This window comes from Acrocarpospora catenulata (assembly GCF_018476525.1).
In the GTDB taxonomy this organism is placed as follows: domain Bacteria; phylum Actinomycetota; class Actinomycetes; order Streptosporangiales; family Streptosporangiaceae; genus Acrocarpospora; species Acrocarpospora catenulata.
Genome location: NZ_JAHCST010000013.1, coordinates 182433 through 208985, shown reverse-complemented (window position 1 = coordinate 208985; position 26553 = coordinate 182433). Strand labels below are relative to the sequence as shown.

Annotated in this window: 28 protein-coding genes and 1 pseudogene; 7 read left to right on the top strand and 22 right to left on the bottom strand. The window is 68.7% G+C overall.

Going from position 1 to position 26553, the window contains the following annotated elements:
• Nucleotides 1–2367, bottom strand: coding sequence for a GcvT family protein (locus KIP79_RS16570; RefSeq protein WP_214105705.1), 2367 nt, complete (start codon nucleotides 2365–2367; stop codon nucleotides 1–3).
• 312 nt (nucleotides 2368–2679) lie between these two features.
• Between KIP79_RS16570 and KIP79_RS16565 the strand changes: the two genes are divergently transcribed.
• Genes KIP79_RS16565 through KIP79_RS16555 form a run of 3 tightly spaced genes read left to right on the top strand, consistent with a single transcriptional unit; the run spans nucleotide 2680 to nucleotide 4668 of the window.
• A complete protein-coding gene (locus KIP79_RS16565; RefSeq protein WP_214105704.1) occupies nucleotides 2680–2973 on the top strand; it encodes a hypothetical protein in 294 nt (97 codons plus the stop codon).
• 56 nt (nucleotides 2974–3029) lie between these two features.
• A complete protein-coding gene (locus KIP79_RS16560; RefSeq protein ID WP_214105703.1) occupies nucleotides 3030–3542 on the top strand; it encodes a hypothetical protein in 513 nt (170 codons plus the stop codon).
• Nucleotides 3496–4668, top strand: coding sequence for a hypothetical protein (locus KIP79_RS16555; protein ID WP_214105702.1), 1173 nt, complete (start codon nucleotides 3496–3498; stop codon nucleotides 4666–4668). The genes KIP79_RS16560 and KIP79_RS16555 overlap by 47 nt, the downstream gene beginning before the upstream one ends.
• Before the next feature lie 36 nt (nucleotides 4669–4704).
• Here the strand turns inward: KIP79_RS16555 and KIP79_RS16550 are convergent, their stop codons facing one another.
• From KIP79_RS16550 to betA, 7 genes are all read right to left on the bottom strand, one after another.
• Nucleotides 4705–5151 (bottom strand): hypothetical protein, encoded by a 447-nt coding sequence (locus KIP79_RS16550; protein WP_214105701.1) that lies wholly within the window; start codon nucleotides 5149–5151, stop codon nucleotides 4705–4707.
• Between the two features lie 44 nt (nucleotides 5152–5195).
• Nucleotides 5196–5603 carry a PIN domain-containing protein gene (locus KIP79_RS16545; RefSeq protein WP_214105700.1) on the bottom strand — a complete coding sequence of 136 codons (408 nt, stop codon included), beginning with the start codon at nucleotides 5601–5603 and terminating at the stop codon, nucleotides 5196–5198.
• Nucleotides 5588–5848 carry a type II toxin-antitoxin system Phd/YefM family antitoxin gene (locus tag KIP79_RS16540; protein ID WP_214105699.1) on the bottom strand — a complete coding sequence of 87 codons (261 nt, stop codon included), beginning with the start codon at nucleotides 5846–5848 and terminating at the stop codon, nucleotides 5588–5590. The genes KIP79_RS16545 and KIP79_RS16540 overlap by 16 nt, the downstream gene beginning before the upstream one ends.
• Nucleotides 5849–5926: 78 nt before the next feature.
• Entirely contained in the window at nucleotides 5927–6898 is a 972-nt protein-coding gene (locus KIP79_RS16535) for an ABC transporter substrate-binding protein (RefSeq protein ID WP_214105698.1), read from the bottom strand.
• Nucleotides 6880–8844 carry an ABC transporter permease subunit gene (locus KIP79_RS16530; RefSeq protein WP_214105697.1) on the bottom strand — a complete coding sequence of 655 codons (1965 nt, stop codon included), beginning with the start codon at nucleotides 8842–8844 and terminating at the stop codon, nucleotides 6880–6882. Before KIP79_RS16530 ends, KIP79_RS16535 begins: the two co-directional genes overlap by 19 nt.
• On the bottom strand, nucleotides 8841–9851 hold the full coding sequence (locus tag KIP79_RS16525; RefSeq protein WP_214105696.1) for a quaternary amine ABC transporter ATP-binding protein: 1011 nt from the start codon (nucleotides 9849–9851) through the stop codon (nucleotides 8841–8843). The genes KIP79_RS16530 and KIP79_RS16525 overlap by 4 nt, the downstream gene beginning before the upstream one ends.
• A 20-nt stretch (nucleotides 9852–9871) precedes the next feature.
• Nucleotides 9872–11497 (bottom strand): choline dehydrogenase, encoded by a 1626-nt coding sequence (gene betA, locus KIP79_RS16520; protein ID WP_214105695.1) that lies wholly within the window; start codon nucleotides 11495–11497, stop codon nucleotides 9872–9874.
• Between the two features lie 99 nt (nucleotides 11498–11596).
• Here betA and KIP79_RS16515 point away from each other — a divergent pair, with 99 nt between their 5' ends.
• A complete protein-coding gene (locus KIP79_RS16515) occupies nucleotides 11597–12361 on the top strand; it encodes an IclR family transcriptional regulator (RefSeq protein ID WP_214105694.1) in 765 nt (254 codons plus the stop codon).
• Here KIP79_RS16515 and KIP79_RS16510 read toward each other — a convergent pair.
• Entirely contained in the window at nucleotides 12324–13097 is a 774-nt protein-coding gene (locus KIP79_RS16510; RefSeq protein ID WP_308169750.1) for an SRPBCC family protein, read from the bottom strand. The two genes, KIP79_RS16515 and KIP79_RS16510, sit on opposite strands and share 38 nt — an antisense overlap.
• A gap of 9 nt (nucleotides 13098–13106) precedes the next feature.
• Nucleotides 13107–13352: pseudogene (locus KIP79_RS49470) on the bottom strand (Rieske (2Fe-2S) protein); the annotation flags it as partial.
• A gap of 292 nt (nucleotides 13353–13644) precedes the next feature.
• On the opposite strand from KIP79_RS49470, the gene KIP79_RS16505 reads away from it, so the two are divergent.
• Nucleotides 13645–13827: a hypothetical protein gene (locus KIP79_RS16505; RefSeq protein WP_214105693.1), complete on the top strand. Its 183-nt coding sequence runs from the start codon at nucleotides 13645–13647 to the stop codon at nucleotides 13825–13827.
• A gap of 62 nt (nucleotides 13828–13889) precedes the next feature.
• Here the strand turns inward: KIP79_RS16505 and KIP79_RS16500 are convergent, their stop codons facing one another.
• From KIP79_RS16500 to KIP79_RS16480, 5 genes are all read right to left on the bottom strand, one after another.
• On the bottom strand, nucleotides 13890–14396 hold the full coding sequence (locus KIP79_RS16500) for a DUF2199 domain-containing protein (RefSeq protein WP_308169747.1): 507 nt from the start codon (nucleotides 14394–14396) through the stop codon (nucleotides 13890–13892).
• A 59-nt stretch (nucleotides 14397–14455) separates the two neighbouring features.
• Nucleotides 14456–14668, bottom strand: a complete 213-nt coding sequence (locus KIP79_RS16495; RefSeq protein WP_214105691.1) for a hypothetical protein — start codon at nucleotides 14666–14668, stop codon at nucleotides 14456–14458.
• Nucleotides 14669–14750: 82 nt separating this feature from the next.
• Complete coding sequence (locus tag KIP79_RS16490) at nucleotides 14751–15410, bottom strand: histidine phosphatase family protein (protein WP_214105690.1); 660 nt, start codon at nucleotides 15408–15410, stop codon at nucleotides 14751–14753.
• Between the two features lie 93 nt (nucleotides 15411–15503).
• Nucleotides 15504–15845, bottom strand: a complete 342-nt coding sequence (locus tag KIP79_RS16485; protein ID WP_214105689.1) for a hypothetical protein — start codon at nucleotides 15843–15845, stop codon at nucleotides 15504–15506.
• Between the two features lie 222 nt (nucleotides 15846–16067).
• Nucleotides 16068–16970, bottom strand: coding sequence for an AMIN-like domain-containing (lipo)protein (locus KIP79_RS16480; protein WP_214105688.1), 903 nt, complete (start codon nucleotides 16968–16970; stop codon nucleotides 16068–16070).
• 74 nt (nucleotides 16971–17044) lie between these two features.
• Between KIP79_RS16480 and KIP79_RS16475 the strand changes: the two genes are divergently transcribed.
• Nucleotides 17045–17326: a DUF2087 domain-containing protein gene (locus KIP79_RS16475; protein ID WP_214105687.1), complete on the top strand. Its 282-nt coding sequence runs from the start codon at nucleotides 17045–17047 to the stop codon at nucleotides 17324–17326.
• A gap of 62 nt (nucleotides 17327–17388) precedes the next feature.
• Here KIP79_RS16475 and KIP79_RS48970 read toward each other — a convergent pair whose 3' ends face one another.
• The 3 genes from KIP79_RS48970 to KIP79_RS16460 form a co-directional block, all read right to left on the bottom strand.
• Nucleotides 17389–18594 carry an exonuclease domain-containing protein gene (locus KIP79_RS48970; RefSeq protein WP_214105686.1) on the bottom strand — a complete coding sequence of 402 codons (1206 nt, stop codon included), beginning with the start codon at nucleotides 18592–18594 and terminating at the stop codon, nucleotides 17389–17391.
• Nucleotides 18595–18946: 352 nt separating this feature from the next.
• Nucleotides 18947–19426 (bottom strand): NUDIX domain-containing protein, encoded by a 480-nt coding sequence (locus tag KIP79_RS16465; RefSeq protein ID WP_214105685.1) that lies wholly within the window; start codon nucleotides 19424–19426, stop codon nucleotides 18947–18949.
• Between the two features lie 10 nt (nucleotides 19427–19436).
• Nucleotides 19437–19955: an XdhC family protein gene (locus KIP79_RS16460; protein WP_214105684.1), complete on the bottom strand. Its 519-nt coding sequence runs from the start codon at nucleotides 19953–19955 to the stop codon at nucleotides 19437–19439.
• Here KIP79_RS16460 and KIP79_RS48390 point away from each other — a divergent pair.
• Nucleotides 19941–20066, top strand: a complete 126-nt coding sequence (locus KIP79_RS48390; RefSeq protein ID WP_256447284.1) for a hypothetical protein — start codon at nucleotides 19941–19943, stop codon at nucleotides 20064–20066. The genes KIP79_RS16460 and KIP79_RS48390 overlap by 15 nt on opposite strands.
• A gap of 58 nt (nucleotides 20067–20124) precedes the next feature.
• Here KIP79_RS48390 and KIP79_RS16455 read toward each other — a convergent pair whose 3' ends face one another.
• From KIP79_RS16455 to KIP79_RS16440, 4 genes are read right to left on the bottom strand one after another with little or no spacing between them, the layout of a single operon-like run.
• Entirely contained in the window at nucleotides 20125–22014 is a 1890-nt protein-coding gene (locus KIP79_RS16455) for an APC family permease (RefSeq protein ID WP_261368017.1), read from the bottom strand.
• Nucleotides 22015–22071: 57 nt separating this feature from the next.
• Nucleotides 22072–23358, bottom strand: a complete 1287-nt coding sequence (locus tag KIP79_RS16450; RefSeq protein WP_214105683.1) for an NBR1-Ig-like domain-containing protein — start codon at nucleotides 23356–23358, stop codon at nucleotides 22072–22074.
• On the bottom strand, nucleotides 23355–24374 hold the full coding sequence (locus KIP79_RS16445) for a hypothetical protein (protein ID WP_214105682.1): 1020 nt from the start codon (nucleotides 24372–24374) through the stop codon (nucleotides 23355–23357). Before KIP79_RS16445 ends, KIP79_RS16450 begins: the two co-directional genes overlap by 4 nt.
• A complete protein-coding gene (locus KIP79_RS16440; protein ID WP_214105681.1) occupies nucleotides 24371–26536 on the bottom strand; it encodes a hypothetical protein in 2166 nt (721 codons plus the stop codon). Before KIP79_RS16440 ends, KIP79_RS16445 begins: the two co-directional genes overlap by 4 nt.
• Nucleotides 26537–26553 lie beyond the last annotated feature (17 nt).

Sequence of the window (26553 nt, the reverse complement as noted above, 5' to 3'; positions counted from 1 at the left end):
CTACCCCCGCAGCCGTTCCATCGCCGGATCGAAGAGCGGCTCCGCCGCCACCTGCGCCGCCAGCCGCCGCTCGAAGTACCCGATCTCCACGGCCGTCCCCGGCTCGGCCAACTCGGCGGGCAACCACGCGTACGCGATCCCCCGCCCGATCGTGTAGCCGTATCCGGCGCTGGTGACATATCCGACACAGCGTCCTTGGTGGTACACGGGCTCCTTGCCCATCACCACCTCGTCCAGCAGCAGGCAGCACAACCGCCGCCGGACCTCCTCCTTCCGGCGCAGCACCGCCTCCCGCCCGACGAAGTCCCCCTTCCCGAGCCGGACCGCGAAGCCCAGCCCCGCCTCGTACGGATCGTGCTCGAAGGTCATGTCCACCCCGAACGACCGGTAGCCCTTCTCCAGCCGCAGGCTCGCGAACGCCCCCCGGCCCGCCGCGATCACCCCGGCCCCGGCCAGCGTGTCCCACAGCTTGAGCCCCATGTCGGCCGTGGTGTAGATCTCCCAGCCGAGCTCCCCGACGTACGAGAGCCGGAGCATGGTCACCGGAACGTTGCCCAGGAACCCGCTCGCCCCCCGGAAGTACCGCAGCGCGGTCAGATCGATCGAGGTCAGCGGCTGCACCAGCTCCCTGGCTCGCGGTCCCCACACCCCCAGGCAGCAGGTCCCCGCGGTGATGTCGCGCAGGAAAACCTCGGGCGGCCGGTGCCGCTCCAGCCAGTCGAGGTCCAGTTCCCCGTTGGCCCCGACCTGGTAGCGGTCCTCGCCGAGCCGGGCCACCGTGATGTCGCTGCGGATGCCCCCATCCACATCCAGCAGCAGGCAGTACGTCACCGAACCGATGGACTTGTCCACGTCTCCAGTGGTCATACGTTGCAGGAAAGCCGTCGCTCCCGGCCCGGCCACCTCCAACCGCTTCAATGCGGACATGTCGTATATCGCGACGCTCTGCCGGGTGGCCACGGCCTCCGCGCCGACGATCGGCGACCAGTACCGCGCCGCCCAGTCGTTGGGGACGTGCTCGGGAGCGGGCAGGGTCGCGTTGGCCTCGTACCAGTGCGGGCGCTCCCAGCCGGACGCCTCCAGGAAGTACGCGCCGAGCTCCCGCTGCCGGACATGGAACGGGCTGGTGCGCAGCGGCCGGGGGTCCTCCATCGGCTGGAGCGGGTGGATGATGTCGTACACCTCCACGTAGTTCTGGCAGCCCCTGGCCAGCACGTAGTCGGGCGCCAACTGGTGCCGCTCGAACCGGTTGACGTCACATTCGTGCAGGTCAACCGAGGAATGACCGTCAACGAGCCACTCGGCCACCGCCCGCGCCACGCCAGCGGAGTGGGTCACCCAGACCGCCTCGGCCACCCAGAACCCGCGCACCTCCCGGGACTCCCCGAGCAGCGGCATGTTGTCGGTGGTGAACGAGAAGAGCCCGTTGATGCCTTCCTCGATCTTCGCCGCCCGGGTGGCGGGCATCAGCGTCCGCGTCTCGTCCCAGGCGTCGGCGAAGTCGTCCGGAGTGAAGGCCATCACGGACGGCATCACCTCGGCCACGTCCACCCCGAGGATGTCGTCCGGCGCGATCGGCATCGGCCGGTGCCCGTAGTACCCGACCCCCAGCCTGCCTTCCCGGCTCCGGAAATACAGGTCGGCATCCTGATGCCGGAGAATCTGCGTCTCACGCTCCCCTTCCAGCTCCGGCAGGGGTTCCGTCCAGGCCAACTGATGCGCCAACGGCGTCAGCGGCAGTTCCATACCCACCATGCGCGCGACCTTGGGCCCCCAGATCCCCGCACAACAAACCACCACATCAGCCGAAATTTCGCCCTTGTCCGTGACGACCCCGGTGACCCGCCCGCCATCGACGGAAATCTCCACCACCTCATGCCGGGGAAGCACCCGCACTCCTCGCGCCCGAGCCCGCTCCAACTGCGCCGCCACCGCCGGCACCGCCAACGCCAGCCCGTCGCTCGCCAGGAACAACCCACCCAGAACCTTGCCGGGATCCAGCAGCGGATGCCGCGCCACACACTCCTCCGGCCCGAGCAACTCCGCCTCAAGCCCCCACGCGGTCGCCCACCCATACCGCCGATGCAACTCCCGCAGCCGCTCCGGCCCGGTCGCCACCTCCAGCCCACCCACCTGCTGGAAACACCCCAGCCCGACCAACTTCTCCACGGTGTACCTGGCCATCTCAGCCATCGCCTTAGAGGAATTGGTCTGAAACACCAGCCCAGGCGCATGCGACGAGGACCCCCCGGTCGCCGGCACATCCCCCTGATCGACCACGGTCACATCGGTCCAACCCCGCACCGACAACTCATCGGCAAGCGCGGCCCCCACCACCCCCGCGCCAATGATGACAACGCCCGGCATACCCACCTCCGCCGTTGCAACACGCGCAACCATCCGCGCTAACCGCAACAAGCGTCCCGTGCCGCACAAACAGTGTCAAGATTCCCGTATCGGATCAAGATCGATTGGGGGAGCGGGGCTGATCTCCGTCCGATCAGAAGATCAGATACGTTCGCCGTGATTCACCGGGTCAGTGGTATAGCGGTTCGGTATGGCGGATTGCCGCCCACTGCATGGTGTGACAGCGTCACATAGCGTGGCGGCTGAGACGCTGGCCCTCGCATTCGCTTGCTGCGCTGGTGGCACGGGAGTGCGGGGCACCGGATGGCTGAGGTGACGAATCCGATACACGCGGCGCTGATGGAGCTGCGGCGCCAGATCCTCGCCGACGCGGACATGGTCGAGCGGGCGCTGGCGAAGACCGACCAGGACATGGGTAGCGGGCTGGTATGGCTCGGCCCGGACGCGCGTAGCTGGCGGGATGACCTCGGGCAGCGCCGGATGCAGGTGCGGCGAGCTTCGAATCGGCTGGTGACGGCGATTGAGGAAGCACTGGCCGGACAGCCGGCCCAGGTGTCGGAGTCGACGGCGGATGCCTACCGGCGGCAGCGGACCGGACGGTTGTGATGCCGCTGCCCTACAGCTCAGAGTTCCGAGGGGTCGACCCGGACCGACTGCTGGCAATGATCAAATCGATGGACGAGGACGCGACGACGTTGCGGACGTTCGTGCAGCGGTTCCGGGGCGAGTTCGCGCGGCTCGGGGTGGACACCTCGGCACTGACCGAGCTGGACCAGATCGGCGCCTGGGCGCAGGGCCAGCTACCGGCGATGCGCCGCCGCCACGACCTGGCGATGGCCACCAACCGGCTGGGCGGGGCCGGGTTCGGGGACGCGTTGGTGCCGATACCCGAGGTGCGGATGTCGCTGGCCGAGGCCTATGCGTACGGCGAAGGCCTGGCCAAGATGTTCGGCGCGGGCATTATCGCCAACAACGACTTCACCGCGGAACTCAAGGGCGAGATGGTGCATGCGCACATTCGCGACCTGGAGAACCTGGCCGGTGACGCGGAGGCGTCGGCGGCGTTCGTGGCGATGCTCGCCGCAGGACTGGCGGGGCGCGGGAATGGTGGAAAGCCGTGCGTACGGCATGCCGGACGATGCGGTCGCGCTGGCGTTGCAGGTGATCGCCGATGATCCGGTGGCGATCCGGTCGGTGTTCGCCGAGACGGGCACTCCGGCCGACGGGGTGACCGGTACGCAGCGAATGAGCGCGCTGTTCCAGCATGCCAGGCAAGAGGGAGATCACACGCCGGATGCGCTCCGCAAGGTGCTGGTGGCAGGGGCGGGTCTTGACGAGCAGCCGGGCGCGCACAGTTCCGACGCAGCCCGCTTCGCTTTCAGCACGATCACCGGAGCCGCCTCCATCGGCCAGAACATGCCGCCTGCCCTCCAGGAGACGATGGCCAAACTGGCCGCCTCATATCGGCACGAACTACTGACCGGGGCACGCATCCGCGACGGCGCCTATCGCGGCTCCGGCATGGCCGCACCACCCGGCTTCTCGATGGTTCCCGGGCTGACGCCGGCCTTCTATCTGAGCCCGAAGGACACCTACGGCTTCCTGAAGACCTTCGTCGCCGACGAGCAGAACACACGTATGTTCGATCAGGCGATGGCCGGGCTTCGTCGTGATGTCCTGGTGGAATCCGCACGCATCGACGGCGAAGCGATTCGGGGAAATCCACCCAAGGATCCCGGATTTTTCGAGGAAACGGCCGGTGCGATCGGCAACATGGCGGGTCTGGAGTATGCGGCTGCGCTGAAAGTCCGCGGCGACATGGACGCCTTCGACGAGGACATGCGCGGAATGATCACCGATGCCGCGTCGGTCGTGTTGGACAGGGTGCCTGGTGCGGAGAAGGTAGGTGAATTCCTCTGGGAGGGGGCCATGTTCATCATCGGCGAGAAACTGGACGCCTGGGCGGAGGGAGACGAGGCGACCAGCCGGGCGGGCAGGACTGTCAGTGAGTACGACCGATGGGTCCTCGCCCAGCACTACGAGGTCGCCACCAGCCTGTGGGAAGGAGGGTTTCCCGCTGACCCACCATGGCCGCCCGCCCTGATGAAGGACGGCAGGCCACTTCCGGTGGATGATCTAGTCAAGGACAGCGCGAAATCCGAGGCGTTCGAGAGATGGTCTGATTCCACTGACAAGCACGGTGATGGCGCGACCTTTGATAAGAAGGCCGACCAAGGGGCCGACGCAGTAACCAGCGGCAGGTCCGCGGTGACCGCGAAAGGATACGAAGAGCAGCCATGACCAGCGCCCTCTCGGCTCGACCACCGCAGCGGCCGACTACTGGCACTCGGTCTCTCCGCTGATCTCTACAGCGATCCTTGTCTCCGACGGCAGCGTCATGGTGACGGAGAACCGTAGCCTGGGCTCCTTCTTGACCATGCCGATGGTGCGCGAGTCGATGACGTCCGACTGGTCTGGCACGGTGAGGTCGGGCAGGTATCCTCGTTCTTCGAATCTGGCTTCGATCTGCGTTGATGCTGTATCGAGCTTCTTGTCCGGATCCGGGTTAAGCGTGGGCAATTGGCCGGTGGCGGTGAACATACGTTTGGACCCGCCGCTGCCGCATCGGACGTCAATGGTGGCCGGGTTGGTGGTGCGTTCGTCCACCCAGTCGTCCCAAGCCATGACAGCCCTGCCGTCCTCGGCAAGCCGAGAGCCGATCTCCTGCAGGGATGGGCCACGTGAACACGCGGCCGCCGCCACAACCACCGTCAGGCCGAGCACGCAACTCCGCGTGATACGCAACGCTACCTCCATTGCCCTCGGAATCAGCGGGAGACGATCTGCGCACGCACGCCGGGAAGATCGTCGAATGCGGCCGACGCGTCCATCGTGATCACGGTTCTCGCGGTAGCCGCAGCTGTCGCTGCGATCAGGAGATCGTACGCTCCTCGTATCTTGCCTTCCCGCCGGACATGGACCATGAGGCGTGCATGGACTCTGGCGACGTCCGTGGTGTACTCCTCGACGGGGATCAACGCGAGGACTTCGTCGACGAAGGCCTGCCGGTTGGGCCGTCGGGCCGCATCGGCCATCTCCACGCCGACGAGCAACTCGGCCACGGTGATCGCCGCGATCGCCACATCATCCGTGTCCCCGATCACCGTGTCCACGGACGCCTTGCCGCGCTCGGCGGCAATGAGCACGCCGGTGTCCAGGATCAGGCGTCGGGCCACGTACCCCTCATCTCGTCGTCGACCACCTCGCGGGCCGCCGCCACGTCGGTCTCGAAGTCCGCGTCCAGCGTCCCCGCGCTTCTCGCCAGGAACGCCTTGACCATACGGCCTGGGGCCGTGGGTGCGGGACCGATCACGGCGATTTGCTTACCGCCACGGGTGACCACGATCGTCTCGCCGCGCTCGGCCTCATCCAGAACGGTCGCGAAGCTTCGAGACGCTTCAGTGGCAGTCATCACCTTCATCTGATCAGATTATCTGATTCCGCGGAGCCGCCGGGCGCGGCCAGGCCGTCCGGATCGGACGACCTGGCCGCCGCCGGATCAGCCCAGCCAGGCCGCGACCTTGGTCTCGTTCTCGCTGACCCACTTGGCCGCTGCGTCGGCGGGGGTCATCTTGTCTTCGGAGATGTACTTGGCGACTAGGTTCTGGTCGTCGTTGGTCCAGGTGAAGTTCTTGACCAGTTCGTAGGCGGGGCTGCCGGAGTCGGCGAACTTCTTGCTTACGATCTTGTCCAGTTCGTACAAGGGGTAGTCGCAGGCGATCTTTTCTGGGTCCGCGTCACAGCCGGCTGTGTAGGTGGGGAGGTTGACCTTGACGAGTTTCAGTTCGGACAGGAACCACTGGGGCTCGTAGAAGTAGCCGATGATCGGCTTCTGGTCCTTCTCGGACTGTCGGAAGGCGGTGATGAGGGCTGCCTCGCTGCCTGCGTACACGACCTTGTAGTCGAGTTTGAGGTTCTTCACCAGGGCCTCGTCGTTGGTTACGAACGACGGGTCGCCGTCCAGTAACTGGCCCTTGCCGCCGGACTCGGAGGTTTTGAATAGATCGGCGTACTTGTTGAGGTTCTGCCAGTCGGTGATGTCGGGGTACTTGGCGGCCATCCAAGGGGCGACGTACCAGCCGATCACGCCCTTGTTGCCGGTCAGGCCCGCGTCCACGGCGACCTTCTGGTCCTCGATGTACTTCTTCTTCAGGTCGTCGTGGCCCCAGTTCTCGACCACGGCGTCCACTTCACCGGTGGCGAAGCCCTGCCAGGCCACCTCCTCCTTGAGGTCCTTCTTGACCACTGTGCAGCCGAGTTTGCTCTCCGCGACGTGCGCGATCACCGCCGCGTTGGCCTCGTACCCGACCCAGGGGTTGATGGCCAGGTTGACCGTGCCGCAGGCGGCGGCGGGGGCCGACCCGGACCCGGCGGTGCCCGCGGCTGGGGGTGTCTCGCCCACCTTGGCCCCGCCACACCCGGCCAGCACCAGTACGGCCCCAGCGGCCAGAGCTATCTTTCGACGCGCCATACATCCTCCTTGGTTGACCCCGATCTGGCCTGGGCCGCCCGTGTCACGCGGTCCAGCACGATGCCCAGCACGACGATGGCCAGCCCGGCCGCCAGGCCCTTGCCGCGCAGTTGATGCTGGGAGAACCCGGCCACCACGTCGTAGCCGAGCGCCCCGGCCCCGACCAGCCCGCCCACCACGACCATGGAGAGCACGTAGATCAGGCCCTGGTTGGCGGCCAGCGCCACCGCGCCGCGCGCCATCGGCAGCTGCACCTTGGTGATCACCTGCCAGGGGCTGGAACCGGCCGACCTGGCGGCCTCCACCGTGGTCGCGGGAACCCCCCGGATGCCCTCGGCGACCAGCTTGACGGCCACCGGCGCGGCGAACACCACAGCCGCGATGATCGCGGTGAACCTGGTAGGGCCGAACAGGCCGAGAATCGGGACCAGGTAGACGAAGGCGGGCATGGTCTGGCCCGCGTCCAGCACCGGCCGGAGCACCGCGTCGGCGCGGTCGCTGCGCCCGATCCAGACCCCGACGACCACCCCAAGCGCCAGCACCAGCGCCGTGGCCACCAGCGTGGCGGCCAGCGTCACCATGCTGTCCTGCCAGAGTCCCAGGCCGACCAGCGCGGCCATGCCGAGCACGGTCACCGCGGCGGCCCGCGTTCCGCCGAGCAGGGCGGCCACCGCCACGCCCGCGAGCGCCACCAGCCACCACGGGGACCCGGCCAGCAGCGATTCCAGCGGGTTGAGCAGGCCGTAGGTGACCGCGTTCTTGAGCGCGTCGGTGAACCCGGTGAGGCTGTCCTGGACCCAGACGCTGGCCGAGTCCGCCGCCTGCCGCACGTACGGCCCGAGATCGGCCTCGGGTGGGAACACCGCCGCCCAGACGTAGGTGTAGGCCAGGTACACCGCCACGCCCGCCGCCCCCAGGAGGGCCGCGATCTCGATGCGCCGCCGCGCGTGACCGGCCACCCGTTGACCGGCGGCCGTGGTCGCCCGGTCCAGCACCACCGCCATGATCACGATGGCCAGACCGGCGTTGAAGGCCGACCCGATGTCCAGCGTCTGGAGCGCCTTCAGCACGGTCTTGCCCAGGCCGGGCGCGTCGATCAGCGCCGCGATGGTGGCCATGGCCAGCGCCGCCATGATCGTCTGGTTGACCCCGACCACGATGGTGCGCTTGGCCAGCGGCAGCCGTACCCGCCGGAGGATCTGCCGGGGGGTCGCCCCCAGTGAGGTCCCGGCCTCCACGGCGACGGGGGAGACCTCGCGGATGCCGTACGCGGTGATCCGGATCGCCGGGGGAATCGCGTAGATCATCGTCGCGATGGTCGCGCTGGCCGGGCCGATCAGGAAGAACAGGGTGAGCGGCGCCAGGTACACGAAGGTCGGCATGGTCTGCATGAAGTCCAGCACCGGGGTGACCAGCCGCAGGAACCGGTCGCTGAGCCCCGCCCAGATCCCCAGCGGGACGCCGACCGCCAGCGAGTACGCCACGGCGGTGAGGGTCAGCGCCAGCGTGTCCATGCTCTCCTGCCAGAGCCCGAGCAGCCCGAAGGACACGAAACCGGCCACGGTCAGCAGGGCGGCCCGCAGGTTCCCGAACAGGTAGGTGACCGCCCCGGCCACCGCCACCACGCCCAGCCAGCCCAGCACCGGCACCGGCCGTCCGAAGGAGGGCTGGCTGAGCAGCGCCTGCACGAAGGTGACCGACTCGTCCAGGACCAGCCGGATGTAGTTCACGAAGTACAGGAAGAACGGGTTGCTGTTCCGATTGTCGTCGACGGTGTCCCAGACCTCGTTGACCCGGCCGTGCAGCGGGGTCAGCTCGGCCCCGCCGAGGGCCAGGGTGTCCCGCCCGGACAGCAGCACGGCACCGAGCACCCAGGCGGCCAGCACCGCGCCGAGTAAGTAGCGGCGGGCGGGCAGCCGGGCGGCGACCGCCGTGAGCGCGGTCATCGGGCGATCATTTCGAGGATCTCCGCGCTGGTCACCACGCCGAGCAGATCGTCCTTGTCCACCACCCGGACCGGGCGGTCGGCCGACAGCACCGTGCGCACGGCGTTCCGGATGATCTCGTCCGGGCCCAGTTCGGGCCCGTCCAGCGGCTCGCCGGGCAGCGGGTCGCGCATCACCCAGCGCAGCGTCAGCACGTGCGAGCGCGGCACATCGCTGACGAAGTCCCGCACGTAGTCGTCGGCGGGGGCGCCCACCACCTCGTCCGGCGTCCCGGTCTGCACCAGCTCGCCGTCCCGCATGATCAGCACCCGGTCGCCCAGCTTCAGCGCCTCGGCCAGGTCGTGGGTGATGAACACCATGGTCTTGCCCACCTCGCGGTGCAGCCGGATGACCTCGTTCTGCATCTCGCGCCGGATCAGCGGGTCCAGCGCGGAGAACGGTTCGTCGAACAGGAGCAGGTCGGGGTCCACGGCCAGCGCCCTGGCCAGGCCCACCCGCTGCTGCATGCCGCCGGAGAGCTGGTCGGGGTAGGAGTTCTCGAATCCGGCCAGGCCGACCAGTTCCAGCACCTCCGCCGCCCGCCGGTACCGCTCCTGCTTTCCGCTGCCCCGGATCTCCAGGCCGAAGGCCACGTTGTCCAGCACCCGGCGGTGCGGCAGCAGGCCGAAGTGCTGGAAGACCATGGCCAGGCGGTGGCGGCGCAGCTCCCTGAGCCGTTTCTCGTCGGCTCGGCGGACGTCCTCGCCGTCGAAGACGATCTCCCCGGCGGTGGGCTCGATCAGCCGGGTCAGGCAGCGCACCAGGGTGGACTTGCCGGATCCGGACAGCCCCATCACCACGAAGACCTCACCGGGCCGTACCGCGAAGCCGACGTCCCGGACCGCGGCCACGCACCCGGTCTGCTCCTTCAGCTCGCGGCGGGACAGCGGGCTGCCGACCCAGCGCTCGGCCTTCGGGCCGAAGATCTTCCAGAGTCCGCGTACACGCAGGAGGGGGTCATCTGTCATCTTCGTTTAGGCCTAACGGGTCAGGGTTTGCGATAGAAGGCGGTCTTCTGTGGCGGTAGGGGGGTGTTGCCGAGGATCAGATCGGCCGCTTTCTCGGCCAGCATCATCACCGGGGCGTAGATGTTCCCGTTGGTCACGTACGGCATGGCGCTGGCGTCCACCACCCGGAGGCCGTCCAGCCCGTGCACCCGCATGGTCAGCGGATCCAGCACCGACATCTCATCCACCCCCATGCGGTTGGTGCACGACGGGTGGAGTGCGGTCTCACCGTCCCTGGCCACCCAGTCGAGGATCTCCTCGTCGGTCTCCACCCCGGGCCCGGGCGAGATCTCCCCGGTGCTGTACGGCTTGAGCGCCGGTTGTCCGAGAATGTGCCGGGAGACCTGTACGGCTTCCACCCATTCGCGGCGGTCCTGCGCGGTGGACAGGTAGTTGAACCGCAGCGCCGGATGTTTCCGGGCATCCGGTGAGGTGATTTTCACTGAGCCGCGGGCGTCGGAGTACATCGGCCCCACGTGCACCTGGTAGCCGTGCCCGCCCGCCGGGGCCGAGCCGTCGTACCGGATGGCGATCGGGAGGAAGTGGAACATCAGGTTCGGGTAGGGCACCTCATCGTTGCTCCGGACGAAGCCGCCCGCCTCGAAGTGGTTGGTCGCGCCGGGTCCGCTCCGCCCGAACAGCCACCGCGCGCCCACCCACGGGCGGTTCCGCCACTTCAGGTACGGCTGCATGGACACCGGCTGGCTGCATCCGTGCTGGATGTAGACCTCCAGATGGTCCTGAAGGTTCTCACCCACCCCGGGGAGATGATGGACCGGCTTTATCCCGATATTTCGTAGTTCGTCCGCGTTGCCCACGCCGGAGAGTTGCAGCAGTTGGGGTGAGTTGATGGCACCCCCGCAGAGGATGATCTCCTTGCCGTCGTAACGCCTGCCGTCGCACTCGACGCCGACCGCTTTTGTCCCCTCGAAGCGGATTCTGGTGACCAGGGTCCGGGTCTTCACGGTGAGGTTGGGCCGGTGGCGTACCGGATGGAGGTAGGCGCGGGCCGCCGAGAGGCGGCGGCCGTTGCGGATGTTGCGGTCGAAGGCCGCGAAGCCCTCCTGGCGGAAGCCGTTCACGTCGTCGGTCAGCGGGTGGCCGGCCTCCTGCACGGCCTCGAAGAACGCCGGGAAGAGCGGGCTGGTGGCGGGGCCGCGCTCCAGGGCCAGCGGTCCGTCATGACCCCGGAACTCGGTCCCGGGGTCGGCCAGGCAGTTCTCCATCTTCCTGAAGTACGGCAGGCAGTGCGCGTAGTCCCAGGTCCGCATGCCGGGGTCGGCGGCCCAGCGCTCGTAGTCGAGCGGGTTGCCGCGCTGGAAGATCATCCCATTGATGCTGCTCGACCCGCCGAGCACCTTGCCCCGGGCGTGGTAGATCCGGCGGCCGCCCATGTGCGGTTCTGGCTCGGACTCGTACTTCCAGTCGTAGAAGCGGCTGCCGATGGGGAAGGCGAGGGCGGCCGGCATGTGGATGAACACGTCCCACGGATAGTCCGGGCGGCCGGCCTCCAGGACCAGCACGCGGGTGCCCGGGTCGGCCGACAGCCGGTTGGCCAGCGCGCAGCCGGCCGAGCCACCGCCGACGATGATGAAGTCATATGTCATGACCCCTCCGCTTTTGCCGAATCGTAGCGCCATGCGCACCACGTTTCACTACTAGCAACAGAGATTTAATCTTTTCCGAGTGGCGGGTAGAGTTGCGTCATGCGCAACGAGAGTGGGGGTGTCCAGTCGGTCGACCGGGCCATCTCGGTGATGGAGATCCTGGCGCGCAAGGGGGAGGCGGGGGTCAGCGAGATCGCCGCCGAGATCGATGTGCACAAGTCGACCGCGTTCCGGCTGCTCGGCGCCCTGGAGGCGCGTGGGCTGGTGGAGCAGAGCGAGGAGCGGGGGAAGTACCGGCTGGGGTTCGGTCTGGTACGGCTGGCGGCCGGGGTCGACACGCAGTTGGACATCGTGCGGCGGGCGCGGCCGGTGTGTCAGCGGCTGGCGGAGGAGCTGGGGGAGACCGTCAACATCGCGGTGTTGCGGGCGGTGTACGCGGTCAATCTGGACCAGGTGCGGGGGCCGTCGGCGGTTACCGCGTACAACTGGATCGGGCAGCTCACGCCGTTGCACGCCACCTCCAGTGGGAAGATGCTGCTCGCTCATGCCGATCCCGAGTTGCTCGGGCGGATCACGCTGGAACGCTTCACCGGGCGGACCATCACTTCGGCGCGGAAGCTGGAGAAGGAGCTCGCGCTGGCTCGGGGGCGGGGGTATGCGGTGACTCTGGAGGAACTGGAGGATGGGCTCAACGCGGTTGCCGCGCCGGTGCGCTCCTTTCATGGGGAGGTGGTGGCGGCGGTCAGCGCGTCCGGGCCCGCCTACCGGCTGACCGAGGAGCGGGTGCACGCGATGGCGCCGACACTGGTGGCGGGGGCCGAGGAGATCAGCGCGCGGCTGGGGCACGCGCGATCTGGTCCTTGACCCAGTCGTGGAAGATGCCGATGTGGTGTTCGCTGGGGACTAGTACGCCGCCGTCCGCGTAGACGCGGGAGGACATCCTTGGCTGGCAGCGCTCGCAGGCTTCGAAGTCCTGTTCGTTGACGCGGTGGAAGAGTTCTACTGATTTATCCAGATCTTTGCCGCTTGCGACGACCTCTGGGAGGAAGAGCCAGTCGCATTCGACGATCGTGCGGTCGACGGCGAGGGGGAACATGCGGTGGATGATCACGTGGTCGGGGACCAGGTTGATGAAGACCTGGGGCTTGATGGTGATCGCGTAGTAGCGGCGGTCCTGTTCGTCGGCGAGTGACGGGATTCGGTCTACGCCGGGGGAGCCGTCCACGGTGAAACCCTGGATGTTCTCGCCGAACAGGGCGCCGTGGCCTACGTAGTACTGTGCGGCGTAGCCGTCGGCGAACTCCGGGAGCACCTCGACGAGTTCCGGGTGGATCGTGCCGCAGTGGTAGCACTCCATGAAGTTCTCGACGATCAGCTTCCAGTTGGCCTTCACGTCGTAGGTGATTCTGCGGCCCAGGTCGAGTGTGGTGGGTTCGTAGTTGTCGATCAGGTCCAGCGCTCCCAGTCGTTCGGTCACCGCGCCGAGCACGGTCTCCTCGAACGACGGCGGTTCCTCGGCCAGGCACACCCACACGTATCCCAGCCATTCCCGCACATGCACCTTGACCAGCCCGTACGCCACTCTGTCCAGATCTGGCATATCCGACATGTTCGGCGCCGCGATGAGCTTCCCGTCCAGGTCATAACTCCACGCGTGATACGCACACGAAAACGCCCGCCGAACCTCCCCGGACTCCGCCGCGCACAACGTCGCCCCCCGATGCCGGCACACGTTGTAAAACGCCCGCACCCCATCCTTGGCCCGGGTGACGAGAATGCTCTCCCTCCCCACCTGAACCGTCCGGAACGCCCCCACCTTCGGCAGATCCGACCCCCGAACCACACAGAACCACATCGCCTCAAACACGGCCCGCTGCTCGATCTCAAAGATCTCCGCATCCGCGTAGTAGCGCCCAGGAAGCGTAGAAATCAAACTCCCCACCACACCACCCCAGTTCCGCCTAACGAAACCACCCGCACCATACGCAACAGCCTGAAGCCACCCCTATACCTTGTCAAGCACCCAACTCAACTCCCCAAGTCGTTCCCCAACCCGACCGGGCACCGGGCGGCGGCGAGAGCTGCCTCAGCGGAGGTCCAAAGCCGCTGGATTTACCTTTCCGGCCGGATGTTGCTTCTGGCGGGAGGTGATCTCCCGGCACCCCGGCCCGTGGAAGGTCGCCTTCCAGGACTCGAACACGGCGGCCGTCGCGTTCTGGCGGCGCGTCGCCACCGAGATCGCCGGCGATGCGTGGACGGAGGAACGCCGGCCCGTGCCGAACCGGCCCGACGTTCCCCCGGAGGTGTGGATCTCCTTCACCATCGCCTGACCAGCGATCAAGAACGACTGCTCCATGGGCGGCGAGAACGGCGCAGGAGTTGCCCGTGCGGTCTACTGGTCTGGGTGGAGGAGGGTCTCGGTGATCTGCTGGAGCCGGGCCGTGGTGATCCCATTTCGCTGTTCGACGGCCAGTGGGTGGTCGGTGGGCTCCAGTTCGATGAGCGGGCGTTGCCCGACTGGGCGGGTGTGCAGGTTGGTCTTGAGGTTGATCGTTGACGAGTAGATGGGCAGGTCTGTGGACAGCCAGCCGAAGTAGGGGGGTTCGCTCTCCCTGCCGGGGATCTCCCAGAGTTCTGTGGCGCGAGCGAACTTCTCGGGGCTGAGCGAGACCCAGACGCCCCAGCTGAACACCTCGCCGAGGTCGGTCACGGGGATCTCGATCAACCCGCGCACGAAGAACGCCTGCCGCTGGATCACGCACTGGTCGGAGCTCAGCCCGCAGTCCGGGTCATCGGCCATCTCGGGCATCCAGTAGACGGGAGCCTCCGTCGAAAAGCCCAAGGGCAGACCGTCGTGCCGCTGCCCACAGCATGAACACGTGAATCCGAGATCACTCACCACCGGCCGAGAGTACTGAGGTGATCATGGTGACAACAACACCGGAAGGACCGCGCCTTCTACTCGAAGAGGGAGTGGCTGCCGCCGCGCTTGGAGCGGATGTAGATGAGGGTGGCGAGGTTGCCGATGGAGAAGGCGGCTATCACCGAGAGGATGGCGGCGGCGAGGGCCCAGTCGGCCAGGGCGGCGAGGGCGGCCAGGGTCGCGGTGACGATCAGGCCGAAGGCGGCCAGGGCGATCCGGAGGTTGAGGGGGCTCTTCGGGCGTTCCATGGTGGGGGAGATCTCCGCCCAGAGGCGGTCTCTGAAGCTTTCGGGTCTCTTTGGGCCGGTCATGATTCCTGCCCTCTCTTCGTCAGGAGGTTCCCTTCAGGTGGGTGCGGTCGTCGTAGGTGACCAGGCGGTAGGCGCCCTCGCTCCGGTGCCAGCTGGTGACGGAGGCGTTTCCGGCGAGGCCGCCGTCGGCGATGGTCAGCACTTCGGCGTGGGTCAGTTTCTCCAGGATCATCCGGAGGAAGAGCACCACCGCGTCGTGGGCCACGATCAGCACCCGGCGGTGCCGGTCGGCTTCGATGTCGGTCACCACGTCTCGCAGGCGTTCGGCCACGTCCAGGAACGATTCCCCGTCAGGCGGGCGGTATCCGAGGCTGTCGGCGGCCTCCTTGGCGTACTCCTCCGGGAAACGCTCCCGCACCTCGGCGGGGCGCAGATGGCTCAGTTGTCCCCGGTAGCGGTCCCGGAGCCGGGAGTCGATCCGGTAGCACGGTGCCGGTCGTGGTCCGAGTTCCCTGGACGCCACCTCCCAGGTCTGTACGGCCCGCAGATACGGCGAGCACCACACCATGTCCGGCATTTCCGCATCCGGCAACCCGGCCAGCCAAAGACCCACGGCTCCAGCCTGCCGTCCACCCAACTCGGTCAGGCTGATCGCCCCGTCGTCGGCCGGAACCACGGCCTTCGGGTCGAGAAACGCGGCGTTGGCCGTACTCTGCCCATGCCTGACGGCGTACACCACTTCAGGAGTCGCCCCAGGACCCTCACCATGGACACAGGCCACAATGCCCCCACAGACTCCGCTCCTCTAAGGTAAACAAGACGCTCCGAGCCCTCATTCCACCCGGCTTTCTCCGCCTTCCTCCCTAAAGCGGAAGACGCGACGTTTGTCACCTTCCACCACTATCCGCTCCAGCCGATCGACCTCACTCGGCAACGGAGGCCAGTCCCGGTAGGGGAGAAATGCGGCCCGTCGAGCCCAGCTGTGCCCGCGGAATATGTCCCGCCTGCTGAGCGAAACCCGCTCCGCCACCAGGAGACCGACGATCAAATGCGGCACCAGCGCCATGAGGAGCCCGAGCACCGCGGACGCCACCTCGTTACCCGTGGGGTCCGCGCGGGCGAAACGGACACCGACCACGAACGGTACGCCCAGCGTGGCCAGCCAGAGTGCCACCGCGTAGACCGTGCGAACCGTGTCCGACCGAGGCGGGCGTTCGCCTGGCCTGAGCTCCCGGCGCGGAACATCCCGACTCCAGCCCCTTGGCAAGGATTCCTGTGTCACCGATGCCCCTCTATCTCCGATTTATGATGGTCCCTCCTTGATCATGATATGGAGTTCCCAAGAAATCGACCCGTCTGGAGCGATTTGGCATCAAATGTGCCCCGGTGCGGTCGGCTACGGCTCCAGGCAGGTGGGAATGGAATCAGACCGTCCCTCCGGCTGCTGGGTTTTCCCGGTCGGGTCGTAGATCTTCACCCAACGAATGGACGGGAACTGTTTGAGGGTGGGCATGATCTCGTCGGCGATGGTGAACGTGGATCCGTCGCTCGCGCAACCGCCCGTCAGGTAAACCCGCGCCACTTTGCCTTTTACGGTCACCTTGCTGAATCCCGTCGCCTTCGAGGTCACGAAATACAGTCCGGCGTCCCGTTCCGCCTGGGTCAACCCGGCGAACAGGCGCTGCAAGGCACCGAACGCGGTCCGCGACGCGATCACCGGTCGTTGCACCGCCTTCCCGTACGGGGTGCGCCCGATGTTGAAATTGGCGCTGTTCAGGAAATGGGTCCGCACGTTGACCGTGCGATAGGGCGTCTTGATGTCGATGATGACCCGGCTCGGATCGCGCAGGGTGTGCATCCGGAAGGACGACTTCTTGGCCACCCCGACCCCGAACGACAGCACCGACTCGAAATCCCCGGTGTTCACCACCTGGATCACCCCGGGTAACGCGAACGTCCTCCTGGTCGCGCCATACGTGAGCACCCCGCGGTCATGCCCGGTGGCCCCGGCGAACCGGACCTTGAGCACCGCGCTGCCGACCACCGGCACCTGCAATCCGGACGGATCGGCCACCAGCCCCTTCACCCACTGCGCGCTACGCCAGGCCGGCAGGGGACCACGGAACTCGAACACCAGCCGATCCATCCCCGGATGGTGGGCCGCCCGGATGGCGACCAGCGTCGGCTGTGGTGCCCCCGCCGTGACCTGGGCCGCCGCCGGGGCCGGGACGGTGAGCAGCCCGGCCAGCACCCCTACCAGGGCGCCTGCCCGCAGGACCCGCATCCCGAACATGCGCATGAATCCGCCTTCCGAGCCCCATCGTCCTTGCCGGGAACGCAAAGTCAACCGAGGCGGAAAAGTAGGCTGACGAAATGACCACGGACGATTCATCGGAGCTCCTCGACCGGTTCCTGGTACGCGGACGGCTGATCACGATGCCTGCCAAACAGGCGAAACGGCAGATGGTGCTCGATCGCATCGCCGGAGCCTTCGAGCCGGGCGTGCGCTACCCGGAGAAGGAGGTCAACGAGATCCTGCTGACCTTCTACGACGACTACGCGGCCCTGCGCCGCTATCTGATCGATGGTGGTTTCCTGACCCGGGAGAACAACGTGTACTGGCGAATCGGCGGCACGGTGGACCCGCTGGACTGACAGGCCGGCCGGCCCTGGGGACTCTGGGATTCCTGGGACTGGGAGGGCTGGGGATGCCGAGACTATCGCGCGCGGTCGAGCATTCCGGCGAAAGCGGTAGGAGTAATGATGGGAATTCCATAGGTGCGGGCTTTCCTGGCTTTGCCGGAGAGCGTGTCGGGGTCGGCGGCGATCACCAGCCGCACTTTCTTGGTGACGTACGGATGCGGCACGTACGAGGCATGCCGCGCGCGTTCCTCCCAGCTCTCCCGTCCCCCGTCCATCTCGCCGGTGAAGACGACCAGGTCACCGGGGTTCAACTCGAACCGGGGCCGCCGAGCCACCGCCCCGGCGGACGCGGCGAGCGCCTCGGCGGCGGTACCGGGTGGCAGGCCGAGCAGCTCGGCCACCAGGCTGATCTCGCGCCGTTCCCGCTCGGTGACGACCCCGTCGGCCCGGGCGGCCGCACCGAGCGCGGCCAGGTAGTCGTGGTGCAGCCGTTCCACATCGGCCCGCCCCAGGCCGAGATCGTTGGCCAGCTCGACCAGGGCGTCCGCTTCGGTGGCCGAGATGTGGTGGTCCAGCAGCACCTGGTCGAGTAAGGCGAGGTACGCGTCGGCCTGGGCGGGTTCGGGAGCCCGGGGGAGACGGTCGAGCAGCCGGGCCAGGAAGTGGCCGTCCCGCTCGGCGGACACGCCCCGCCGTACCCAGGCGGCGTCCCTCATCGGCGGCGCCGGCCAGCGGAGGGCGGCGGCGTCGCGCAGGGCGGGGTGCCAGGCGGATCCCGCCTTGGCGAGGTAATGCTTGAGCAGGCCGGCGGCGGCCCGAGCGTCGATCAGCGCGTCATGGTGCCCGTTCAAAGGGATGTCCGCCACCGCGCAACATCCGGCCAGGTTCCGGGGCGCGTACGGCAGATAGGTGGCCGCCTCGGTCATCGTGCAGATGCCGAGATGCCTGGTCGGCAGGGTTGGGATCCCGATGCGGTCGTACTCGTACTGGAGAAAATTGAGGTCGAAGCGCAGGTTGTGCGCCACCGGCACCCGCCCCTCGAGTAGCCCCGTCAGTTCTCCCGCTATTTCCAGAAATGTCGGTGCGTGCCGGATGTCGGCCGCCGTGATCCCGTGCACATGCTGCGGCCCCAGATCACGCTCCGGATTGACGAGCGTGCTCCACTCCCCGGTGACCTCCCCGCCCGGATCGAGGTGCACCACCCCCACCTCGATCACCCGATCGCCCCACGAGGTCCGCAGCCCCGTCGTCTCCAGGTCCAGAACGGCGTAACCGATCATGTACGGCAAGATCGCACGCCACCGACCACCCCACTCCCCGAATATGCGGAGCGTGACCCTTCTGCAACGGAAACCGGCCGGGGCGATGAAGACGCTCGCCCCGGCCGGGGTCTAGATCCCGTATCTGGGCGGAAAGGAGGTCATCGCCTCGCGGGAAGTCGTAAGACTCGACGGCGGTCCCCGCGTTCCCGGTGAGTGTGTCGAGCGAACCGAGCGTCATGAGCGGTGCGCGATCGGCTGGCCCGCCGAAGGCGCCGACCGGGCGGAGCCCGAAGCCGACCGCGTTGTGGTGGGTGCCCTGATCGATGTGCTCGGTGGCCCGGCACGCCCGGCCGGTGCGTAAACCCCTCGGTCAGCCGCCGAAGTACCGCTCCACCGCCTGGGTGTGCAGCGGGAAGGCGAGTTCGGCCGCCTTGTCCAGTACCAGCCACTCGGTCGCCTCGGCGGTGGCGGTTATGGCGGGTAGTGCCGACGACGCCGTCTGGGGGCCGAGTGCGAAGATCAGTACGGTGCCGTCGGGGGCGCTCAGTACGTCGAAGAGGCGCACGTCGGCCGAGGATATCTCGATTCCCGTCTCCTCGCGGAGTTCGCGGACCGCTGCCTCCTGCCAGGACTCGCCCAGCTCGATGAAGCCGCCGGGCAGGGCCAGTTCGCCCCGGCGGGGTTCGATGTCGCGGCGCAGGACGAGGACACCGTCGTCGACCGGCAGGACGATGACCGCCACGGGGAGCGGGTTGAGGTAGCTGGTGTTCCCGCAGGACGCGCAGGTGCGGGGCCAGGGGAGGCCGTCGGCGTACGCCGTGCCGCAGAAGGAGCAGTGGGAGTTCCTCACCCGGGAGAGCCTAGCGGGCGAAGGCGAAACCGCCGGGGCGGTCGTTGCGGTCGGCGAGGAGGCCGGCCAGCGTGGCGATGGCGATCTCGGGTGGGGTGCGGGAGCCGATGTCCAGGCCGATCGGGCGGTGCACGCGGGCGATCTGGGCGGGAGGTACGCCGAGGTCGGTGAGGGCCTGCACGTGCGGGCCCGCGTGGCGAGGGCTGCCCATGATGCCGATCCAGCGGGTGGGGACGGCCAGGATGTCACGGAGCACGGGGCCGATCTCGTCCCGGTGGTGGTCGGTGAGCACGACGTCGGTGAGTTCGTCGAAGGCCGGGGAGGCCGTGGCCGGGACGCCGTCCAGGGCCCGGGCGGCATCCGGTTCGTACAGGACGGGACGGTAGCCGAGGTCGGCGCCGTAACGGAGCAGGTACTCCGCCAGCGGGGTGGCGAAGACGGCGACGAGCGTCCGGACGGGCGCGGGCTCGGCGGTGGCGTCGGGTTCGCCGTGGGCCACCGCGCAGGACGGATCGTGGACGTGGACCATGCGGCCAGCCTATGCCTGGGCGAGGACGAGGTCTTCGCCAAGGTCACCACCTACTCCGCCAGCCAGCGCACCAAGGTCACCCGTTCCAACACGATCCACCGCTCCTTCTGACCTCAGGCGCACGCACGAGGCGGCTCCCCCTCCCGCCGCCTCGCTCGGCCCCGCCCGATCAGCCCACGTGCACGATCGGGCGGCGCTCCGCGTCCGGCTCGGCCTGGCGGAGGACCTCGCGGGTGAGGGGCGGGATGTCGCCGCCGCCGAAGACCAGGTAGCGCAGTAGCGCGCCGATCGGGTTGCCCTCGGCGGCCCAGTGGAAGTAGACGTGCGGGGTCTTGCCGGTCTGGTCCCGCAGGTAGAGGAGGAGGGCGGCGATGGTGTTGGGGATGGCGGGGCTGCTCGTGCGCAGGATGCGGAAGCCGTGCCGTTCCTCGCCGGTGACCCGGATCTCCCCGGCGAACTCGGAGGCGTCGGGGACGGTGACCTCCAGGAACAGGAACCCTTCGCTGGTCCGCAGGCGGTGCAGCTCCCACGCCTCGCGGGCCTTGTCCACGTACTCCTTGCGGTCGCGCGCGTTCGGCTCGTTGGCGATCAGGCGGATCTCGCCGGACTCGTTGACGAAGCGGCGGGCCAGGTCGTCCAGGCTGATGCTGGTGACCCGGAGCTCGGTGGAGCGGGTGGCCCGGGAGATCAGCGAGGTGATCACGATGGCCAGCACGAAGAGCAGCGCGATCACCAGGCCGTCCGGGCGTTCGATGATGTTGGCCACCGCCGCGTAGCCGAGGATCAGCGAGACCGCGCCGAAGAACACCGCGGCCCGGGTGCGCCCGGCCGACCAGGCCGAGAGGGTGACCGCGACCGCCGCGGAGAGGATGAGCGCCAGCACCCCGGTGGCGTACGCGCCGCCCTGGGATTCCACGTCGGCGTCGAAGACCAGGGTGATCAGGCCGGAGATGGCGGTGAAGACCAGCACCATCGGCCGGGCGGCGCGGGTCCAGTCGGGGGCCATGCCGTACCGGGGGAGGTAGCGGGGGACGATGTTGAGCAGGCCCGCCATGGCGGAGGCTCCGGCGAACCAGAGGATCGCGATGGTGCTCAGGTCGTAGGCGGTGCCGAACCAGTCGCCCAGGTAGGCGTGGGCCAGGTAGGCCAGGGCCCGCCCGTTGGCGGCCCCGCCCTCGGCGAACGCCTCCGGCGGGATCAGCACGGTGGTCGCGAAGCTGGACGTGATCAGGAACCCGCTCATGATCAGCGCGGCGGTGGTGAGCAGCCGCCTGGCGCCCTTCACCCGCTCCGCCAGATCCCCCTTGACCAGCGGCATCACCGCCACGCCCGTCTCGAACCCGGACAGACCGAGGGCGAGCTTGGGCATCACGTACAGCGCGACGGCGATCATGGCGACGGGACTGGAGTAGTCGGTGGACAGCACGTTCCGCCAGCCGGTGACCAGCTCGGGGTGGGCCAGCACGTGCTGCACGGCCGTGGCGATCACCACCACGTTGACCGCCAGGTAGACCGCCACCAGCACCACCGCGATCGAGATGGCCTCGCTGAACCCGGCCAGGAACACCGCGCCGAGCGCGGCGATCAGCACCAGCGTGACCGGCACCCCCCACCCCGCGAAGAAGCCGGGCACGAACGGGTTGTGCAGGATGTGCGCGGTCGCGTCGGCCGCCGACAGCGTGATGGTGACGATGAACGCGGTGGCCACGAAGCCGAGCAGGAAGAGCACCAGGAGCTTGCCCGGCCACCCCGGCAGCAGCCGTTCCAGCATGGACAGCGACCCCAGCCCGTGCGGGCTCTCCCCGGCCACCGCCCGGTACGTCGGCAGCGCCCCGAACAGCGTCAGCGCCACCAGCAGCATTGTCGCCACCGGGCTCAGCGCCCCCGCCGCCAGCGCCGCGATGCCCGGCTGGTAGCCCAGCGTGGAGAAGTAGTCCACGCCGGTCAGGCACATCACCTGCCACCAGGGATGCTGCCGCTCGGGCGCCTCTTCGTGCGCCCCGGGACCGTCCCGGCGCAGGCCCTTCAGCAGCCAGCGCCGCACCCCCGTGTCCGTCATGCTCACGGGTGCCCATGCTGCACCATCGGCGCCCGCGTACGCCACAGGATGGGCAGCTCAGCCCTCGGTGGTCACGCTCATCGCGAGACGGGGCCCGGGAACGCCGCCCGGATCCGCGCTGTAGGCGGGCAGCGGCGCGCCGTCCGAGCGCACCAGCTGCCAGATTGTCGTGCACTTCTTCTTCGCGTCCGGTAGCGCGGTGAAGGGGAAGGAGACCGGATGCATCTCACCGGGGGCCAGGTCGGGGACGGAGATCGTGGGCTTCAGGGTGTCGCAGATCGGGGGCGCGTCCTGGCCCCCGGCCGGCTCCGCGCGCAGTACGACATCCCGCCACGGGGTGGTGCCGGTGTTGATGACCAGCCAGGTCGCGGTGACCGGCTGTCCGGGTCGTGGGCTGCGCGGGACGACGACCGGCGGGGTGTAGGCCCAGGTGCCCGGCCTCGCCCAGTTCGAGGGCGGGCTCGCCGGCGGCCGGGTGGCGGGCGGTGTGCCCGGGGACGGCGTCTCCTCAGGTCCGCTGGTCGCGTTGATGACGATGGGGACGGCGACGATCGCCACCAGAGCCGCGCCCGCGATCAGGAAGCGGCTCAGGCCCAGACGGCGGGCGGCCGTTGCCGCGGCGTCGCCGACGGTCCTGGTCAGCGTGTCGGCGAGGGCGGCGGCGGGGTTAGGGTCCGCGGGATGGAGGCTGGTGTCGGTGACGTCGGACAGGCAGCGCCAGATGTTGAGCTTGTGGATCTCGGGCTTGCCGAGCAGCGTGGTCCGCAGCACGATGAGCCGCCCCCGCAGCCGCGGCCACCCGTTCGCCGCGTCCAGGCGGAGCAGGTCCCCGGCGACCCGCTCCCGGTACGCCACGGTGTCGGGGTCCAGCCGCCGGCCCTCTTCGACGGTGCCGCCACCGGGCGCCTGCTCGCGCGGCCCGTCCAGGTACGCGCGCCACGCGGCCGGGTCGGGGGTGAACCCGCCCGTGCTGATCGGTCCGTACGCCAGGGGCAGGGTGGCGTCGAGTGTGCCGCGCAGGGCGCGCGTGGCGACGGCGACCAGCTCGGCACGGTCCCCGGGCCCGCCGACGCCGACCAGGATCGCCCGGATCGGGCGCCTTCGGGAGTCGGTGGGGTTCCCGGCCGGGACCAACCCGGTGACCAGCAGCACGGTCCGCTCGCCCGGGCCGTCCATGAGCAGCAGGCCCGGCTTCTCGTCATCGACGATCTTCCGGAACGGCGTGCCCTGGAACCCCGCCTCCAGGACGGAGATCACGTCGAGCGGCGGCCCGCCCAGCGGCGCCCACTCGTAGTCCTCGTCCGCGCGCCGCCCGCGCGAGCGCACCTGCCAGGACACGCTCATGACGGGTGCCCGGCCAGCAGCAGCGGATGGTCCTGGAGCACGGCGAACCCGTCGGAGGTCTTGCAGTCCCGGGAGAACTCCTGGATGGCGCTGGTCAGCGCCTGGTCGGTGCCGATCACCTGCTCCAGGATGGTGCGGAAGGCCCCCCGCCCGACCCGGCGGTACTTGTTGACGAGGAACCGCAGCGTGTACCGGAGCAACTGGTCGGTGTCCTGCGGCGCGTACTTCAACCCGGCCTTCCTGAGCTTGAAGTGGAAGATCGGGTGGCCGGTCGAGTCCTCCTCCAGGCGGGTGAACACCACCGAGCCGACGGTCTGCACCGGGGTCAGCACGCAGGCCGTGCGGATCCGCGCGTCCCCGGCGCCGATCTGGCCGAGCAGCGGCCGGTAGGCCCGGGTGACCCGGTCGGCCAGCTCGCGGGCGTCCGACGCCGAGCCCATCCAGCGCTCGCAGCGCAGCGGCGCGAGCAGGATCAGCCGGGGCGTGGCCACCTCGGTCATCCGGATGATGGTGTCGATGACGACGCCGGGGGCGTTCACGAACTCGTGGTAGCGGCCGTCCCGTTCCATCAGGGCCGGGGTGTCGATGGCCACCACGATCACGTCCGCCCGGCGCATGGCCCGGTCGAACTTGCCGCCGCCGTCCGCGTCCGGGCTGATCAGGTACTTGCCCGGATAGTCGGTGAAGCGCAGGCCGAACAGCGGCGGCCGGGCCTTCCTGCCCACCTGGAACAGGTACTCCCGCATGTCCGCGGTCCCGGCCAGCCCGTCGGTGGCGCGCACCGAGTTGGTGATCCGTTGCAGGTCGTTGATGTACGCCTGGAGCACCACCGAGGTGCCGTGGTCGTCCGGCATCACCGACAGATCCACATTGCCGATCACCCAGCGGAACCGCTCGTACATCGAGGCCAGCAGCGTGGTCTTGCCCACCCCGACCGCGCCCAGCATGGTCACGTCGAAGATGGCCTCCTCGCCGCGGGCCCCGAGAAAGGCACGGCGGAAATCCTCACTTCTCATAGCATCGCCTTCAGTCGCTCGATGGCCTCGTTCCACTGCTGGAGGTGCACGGTGTCGGCGGCCAGCGCGTCGAACTGGGCCGACCAGATCTCCGACCGGTACCGCCAGTAGAGGGCCTCCCACTCGGCGGGGGTGCGGCGCGAGCGCAGCACCCGGTCGCGGAACTCCTCGACGATGGCGAACACCGCGCTGTTGGGTTCGGAGAGCAGCCCGGACAGGGCCGTCTCGCATCGGTACAGGGCCTCCTGGTAGGCGATGTCGAGCAGCTCCCGTACCGACCCCGGGGTGGGGTTGCCGTCCAGGCCGAGCAACTCGGGGTGGTCCACGGACATGGCGTCCAGGCAGGGCCGGATGCGGTGCTGGAAGAAACCCCGGTAGGAGAGGCCGAAGCCGACCACGATGTCCAGCGCGTACCTGATCTCGCTGGTGCCGTCGCGGCGGACCGGGCCGATGCTCTCGGCCAGCTCGGCCAGGAAGTCCCGGCCCTTGCGGTCGCTGAGGTGGCGGAGTTCGCCGGCCTCGCCCAGCGCGGTGGCCAGTTGCTCCCACATGTGGCCCACGGTCTCGCCGAGCGCGTCGTCCAGCTCCAGGAAGTGCCGGGACAGGTGCGCCCTGCTCTCCTCCATGAGCGCGCTGTAGGCGGCGGTGTAGGAGCCGAGCACCGCCCGCCGCCGCTCGATCTGGTCGTGGGTGGGCAGGCCGTCGTGCTCCCTGGCCAGCCGGATCACCTCCGCCGTGGCCTGGCTCAGCTTGTTGTCCGGGGCCTCCCGCTCCTTCCGGAACCCCAGGACCAGGTTCTCCAGGGCGCCCGCCAGGTTCTCGTAGGTCTCCCGGAACAGCTCCTGGAAGGTCAGGTGCGACAGGTCGCCCGGCCGGGAGAAGGAGGTCAGGATGCTCGACTGCGCCAGCAGCAGCCGGATCTCCTGGTCGATCTCGGCGGTCCGGCGCGCTCGCTCGCTGATGATCGTCTCGTCCAGGGAGGCGATGTTGGCCACCAGGTAGTCCACGATCGGGTCGAAGGCGGCGATCACCTCGTCGGTCGCCGAACAGTCGGCGATGTGGGTTCCCGCCACCCGGATCGGGGACTTGGCGAGTTCGGACTGGAGGGCCTGGGCGCTGGCCAGGTTGTCCTGGTCCAGGCTCTTGCGGTGGTTGAGGATGACGAAGGAGCGTTTCTCCATCGGGATCTCCGGCAGCGCGCTCTGCGCGGTCCCGTAGAGCTCGACGTCGACGTCGTGGATCCCGTCCCCCTCGGGGTTGGGGCGGCGTACGAACAGCACCAGGTCCACGTCGTCCTGCAGGGCGGACAGCAGCACCCGGGAGTCCCCGAGGTTGGTGTCGCCGAGCCCTGGCAGGTCGATGACCGCCACCCCGGTCAGGTCGCTCTGCGCGAAGGTGGTGGCGATCTCCACCCGGCGGACCGCGCGGAAGGTGTGCTGCGGAGTGCCGTCCAGGTCGTCCTGGGCCACGTACCTGCGGATCTGGTCGGGACCCACACGCTCGGGGGAGGGCCGCCCGATCAGCTCGGCGTACGCGGGGAACGCCTGGTGGTAGGCGCGCAGGTGGCCGTACGCGCTGGCGGCCCTGGGGTCGTCGGCGCGGTCGGGGGGCAGCTCCGGCAACCGGTGGGCGCCGAACGCGCGCGGGGAGACCGGGCGGGCGCCCAGGCCGTACAGGTCGTAGTAGGGGCCGATCACCTCGTCCACGAAGGAACGCTCGGAGTGGTGGTAGACGTCGGCGTGGGTGGGGCCGTCGAAGTGTTTGATGGCGCTGGGCACGCCGGTGCAGAAGCCGCCGGAGCCGTCCGGGATCTCCCGTTTGGTGAGGCCGGTCAGGCTCTGCAGCAGGCGACTCTTGCCCTGCCTGGCCCGGCCCACCACCCCGATGTTCAACGTCATCCGGCGGAGCCTGGCCAGCGCCCGGTTGATCGCGGCACGTTCCAGCGCGACCTTGTCGGACAGCTCGCGCAGCACCGGGCCGAGCGTCGCCAGCTGTTCGCCCCGCTCGTCGCCCACCACCCGGGACAGCAGATCCGCCCGTACCCGGTCGAGGGTGAGCAGCGCGGCCTCGACGTCGGCCAGGTGGTCGCCCAGCGCCTCGGTCTCGGTTGCGCGTTCCGCCCGGCGGGCGCGGATGGCCTCGATTTTCGCGGCCCGGTCCATGGTCACCTCCACAGCGA